Source organism: Pseudanabaena sp. SR411 (assembly GCF_002251945.1).
GTDB lineage: Bacteria > Cyanobacteriota > Cyanobacteriia > Pseudanabaenales > Pseudanabaenaceae > Pseudanabaena.
In genome coordinates this window covers 1-3,071 of sequence record NZ_NDHW01000053.1, presented here as the reverse complement: position 1 = coordinate 3,071, position 3,071 = coordinate 1, and the positions used below count along the sequence as shown (strand labels likewise).

7 protein-coding genes are annotated in these 3,071 nt (G+C 43.2%); 6 read left to right on the top strand and 1 reads right to left on the bottom strand.

All coding sequences use genetic code 11. The features are described from left to right. Nucleotides 1-359, top strand: a 359-nt coding sequence (locus B9G53_RS27165) for a hypothetical protein (RefSeq protein ID WP_176453079.1), incomplete at its 5' end; no start/stop codon positions are given. Here the strand turns inward: B9G53_RS27165 and B9G53_RS03555 are convergent. Beyond that, entirely contained in the window at nucleotides 351-944 is a 594-nt protein-coding gene (locus B9G53_RS03555; RefSeq protein ID WP_094529199.1) for a site-specific integrase, read from the bottom strand. The two genes, B9G53_RS27165 and B9G53_RS03555, sit on opposite strands and share 9 nt — an antisense overlap. A 250-nt stretch (nucleotides 945-1,194) precedes the next feature. On the opposite strand from B9G53_RS03555, the gene B9G53_RS03550 reads away from it, so the two are divergent. The 5 genes from B9G53_RS03550 to B9G53_RS03530 all read left to right on the top strand — a co-directional run bounded on the left by B9G53_RS03550 (nucleotide 1,195) and on the right by B9G53_RS03530 (nucleotide 3,038). After that, a complete protein-coding gene (locus tag B9G53_RS03550) occupies nucleotides 1,195-1,572 on the top strand; it encodes a hypothetical protein (protein ID WP_094529196.1) in 378 nt (125 codons plus the stop codon). Nucleotides 1,573-1,577: 5 nt separating this feature from the next. Further along, nucleotides 1,578-1,940, top strand: coding sequence for a hypothetical protein (locus tag B9G53_RS03545; protein ID WP_094529192.1), 363 nt, complete (start codon nucleotides 1,578-1,580; stop codon nucleotides 1,938-1,940). A 63-nt stretch (nucleotides 1,941-2,003) separates the two neighbouring features. Next, a complete protein-coding gene (locus B9G53_RS03540; RefSeq protein ID WP_094529189.1) occupies nucleotides 2,004-2,462 on the top strand; it encodes a hypothetical protein in 459 nt (152 codons plus the stop codon). After that, complete coding sequence (locus B9G53_RS03535; protein WP_094529186.1) at nucleotides 2,463-2,666, top strand: hypothetical protein; 204 nt, start codon at nucleotides 2,463-2,465, stop codon at nucleotides 2,664-2,666. It begins immediately after the preceding gene. 9 nt (nucleotides 2,667-2,675) lie between these two features. Next, on the top strand, nucleotides 2,676-3,038 hold the full coding sequence (locus B9G53_RS03530) for a hypothetical protein (RefSeq protein ID WP_094529183.1): 363 nt from the start codon (nucleotides 2,676-2,678) through the stop codon (nucleotides 3,036-3,038). Nucleotides 3,039-3,071: the final 33 nt, after the last annotated feature.

Here is a 3,071-nt window from a genome sequence, read left to right as displayed (position 1 = left end):
AGGTTTTCTGGGATGACTATGACGCTGGACATATTTACACCAAAGATCATATTGCTGCGAAAAAATGGCTAGAAAAAGTCATCGATGCGAGTGTTTCTGGGATATTTGCTACATCGTCACATATCCCAGAAACAACACTCAAACCCAGAAAACACGGCTCAATCGAAGATTATCTAGCCAAAGGACGCAACGGGAAATTATACAAATATCAGCGATATGTTTACCTCGATGCTGGCAAAGTTTACCGTCACCACCACATACCCCAAAAACAAACCGAGGCGATCGCCGCCTTGTGGGCCGGGGGAGCAAGTGCAAAGGAAATTTGCACAGCACTTGGTAAAAAATATAAATCAGAGTAGAGCGATCGCCGCAACTTTGCGATCATCCGACACCTCAATATATCTCTGAAGACTTTTCAGGTCAGAGTGACCCGTGATTGCTTGCAAAGTTTTGATATCTACCCCGCGATCGTAATAAAGCACCGTGATGAATGATCGACGGGTTGAATGACTGCTAATCCCACGATGACCCAGACCAGCACGAACTACCGCAGCACGGAGCCACTTGTCACAGGCAGAAAACGAAATGTGTTTTGTTCGACCAAACCCAGACGAGAATAAATAGCCCGATGCATTTGGCTTATAAGCGCGAAGCAGTCGATCAAGCTCAGGATGCACAGGACATTGCCGAGTTTCTTGCTTGCCCGACGGCGAAGCCTTACGAGTATGTTTCTGGAAAGTAATCTCAGTTCGAGGAACCGAGGCGATCGCATCCTGGTAAACATCCGACACTTTTAATTGGCAAATTGCCCCCCAACGTTCCCCCGTATATCTGGCAATATCCCACAGCAACAAATGATGTTTGGAAATTATTGATCGACGAATGCGATCGCAATCAGACGCGGACAAAATTTCAGCTTGACCATAGCGGTTATTCTTGGACATGCAACACTTCCTTCTTTAACCCCGTTCACTGGTAAAAGTTCCAATAGAACAGATATTTGATTAATCAAGAATAGCTTAAAAGCCTGTGAATAAAAGCATACAGCCATAATCACAACTTCCCACTTCTACCTAAAAGTCGCAAGTTTACTTTCAATTGGAACTGCGAATAAACTTTAGACATCTTGACAACCCCAGTACAATTGCGCTGCACACTTTGTAAACAATCTAAAAGCGCGAAGGTTTCCAATATATGGCTGGTTCACTTTCTGATTTTAAATATATCGATAATTCTGGAAGAGCTTGGTTAATCAGATTAGATAGGTCAAATTGTCTAGCCACAGGCACAGGCTTTGTGCCACTGCAACAAGCTGATTTAAACCTAGATTACTTACCCAGAAATATAGAACTCAGATATGTAGTTGCGAAGCATCCGACGCGCCCGATCAAGCGAGAAATCTATTGTGCAACTACAACCTGCCCACTATGGAGAGGCGAACAGGAGACAATCACACTCGTTGATTACCAAGATAAAACGAACCAAGTTTTTAATGTTGGTAATCGAATCCAAGAGCGCAAAAAGTACACGGCAAAAGTCTTAGATACCTATCAAAATGATTCCCCAACTTAAAACCTATGGCATCTGGAACAACTCGATATAAATATGAAACCGATAAGGGCAACATATTTTGGGCAAGAACTGATAACGCCACCGCTCTATCAGGTGTACGCGGAACTGCACCAACTGAAACAGCAACCGAAAACATTACCTTTGAGTTTTCAAAAAATTCTAAAGAAGTTGGTTGTCGCCCCCGTCATTGCATTTTGAAATTGAAGTACGAAGGCGAAGAAGTTGAAGGATGTTTGCTACCACCCAATCAAACTACTAAGCGAGTAGTAGTTTTGCGACCTGATCACAACCCCACTACGGGAGCTGAAATTGTGATAGGTGGACGCACATGGATTGTCGGTTCAGTAATCGGCGAACAAATGCGCTAATCAATGGCGCGAAGTAGTTTAAAAATTTCCCAGTAAATCCCAACAATTAATCAGTGAAGAAAAATGGCTCGTGGAATTAGCGTTAAAGATTTCAAATATGAAGTCGAAACAGTAGATACAGAAGGCGATGTGGTTGTACAAGCCTTGATGCTTGTATCAATGGATGAATACAACATCGGAACCGCAGCTACGAAAGTTCAAAACAGCACAAACACTGATGTTGAGCTAATCGAAGCACACATCAAACTTTCAAAGAATGAAAGAGAGTTTGGCATTCATCCCCGTCATGCAATTCTTGAATGGGCTGGAGAAGCTGAAGAAGAAGCCTGTTTCGGTGTTACACCTAAGCGATTTGTGAAAATGCCAATCTTGACGATCGCGCAGTTTGCCACCTTGAACGTGTACAACGAATTAACAGGCGGCACACAGGCGAACACCACGCTGGTAGTCAACCACAGCTTCGACGGCACAGCCTCGCTAACTTACAAAATCCGTAAACTTAACCCAGAGGTCAAAGTTTAAATGAATGTTCAAGACACAGATGCGATCGCCCAGTTAGCAACCCAAGTCTTGAAAATTCAAAAGCGGCTTGAAGTGGTGGAAACCACTTTAGCCGCTTCGGTTCAAAGTGCTAATAATAATCCCAGAAAAGTGATTGAAAAAGAGCCACATTACACCACCATTAACGAGCCTTGGTATTCGGAAAACTCAGGCATTGAACTGTAAATCAAAATCATGGAAATACTCACACCAGCAATCATCGGAGGGATAGGCTGGATCGGGTTGCTTGCCAAGGATTACTACACAAAGATGGCAGCGATCGCACTCAAACGATCTGAACTTGACCAAGAAAACGAACAAAGAAGAATCGAAAAGGCAGAATCCTACTTTGAGCTTTTGCTGCAAAGGCTTTTGATGCAAGCTGGTGAGCAGGAAGATAAGCGCCAAGCGCTCGAAGAGAGACTAATTCGCGCTCTAACAGATTTAGTAAACTCAAATCATGAAATACGTGACGAGCTGCACAGCTTAAGAAATGAACAAAATAACTTAAATCGTCAAATCTTGAAAACCACTAGCACAACAGCACCATCAAGATGAGTTGTACTAATGGTTCCAGAAAAAGAGCAGGCG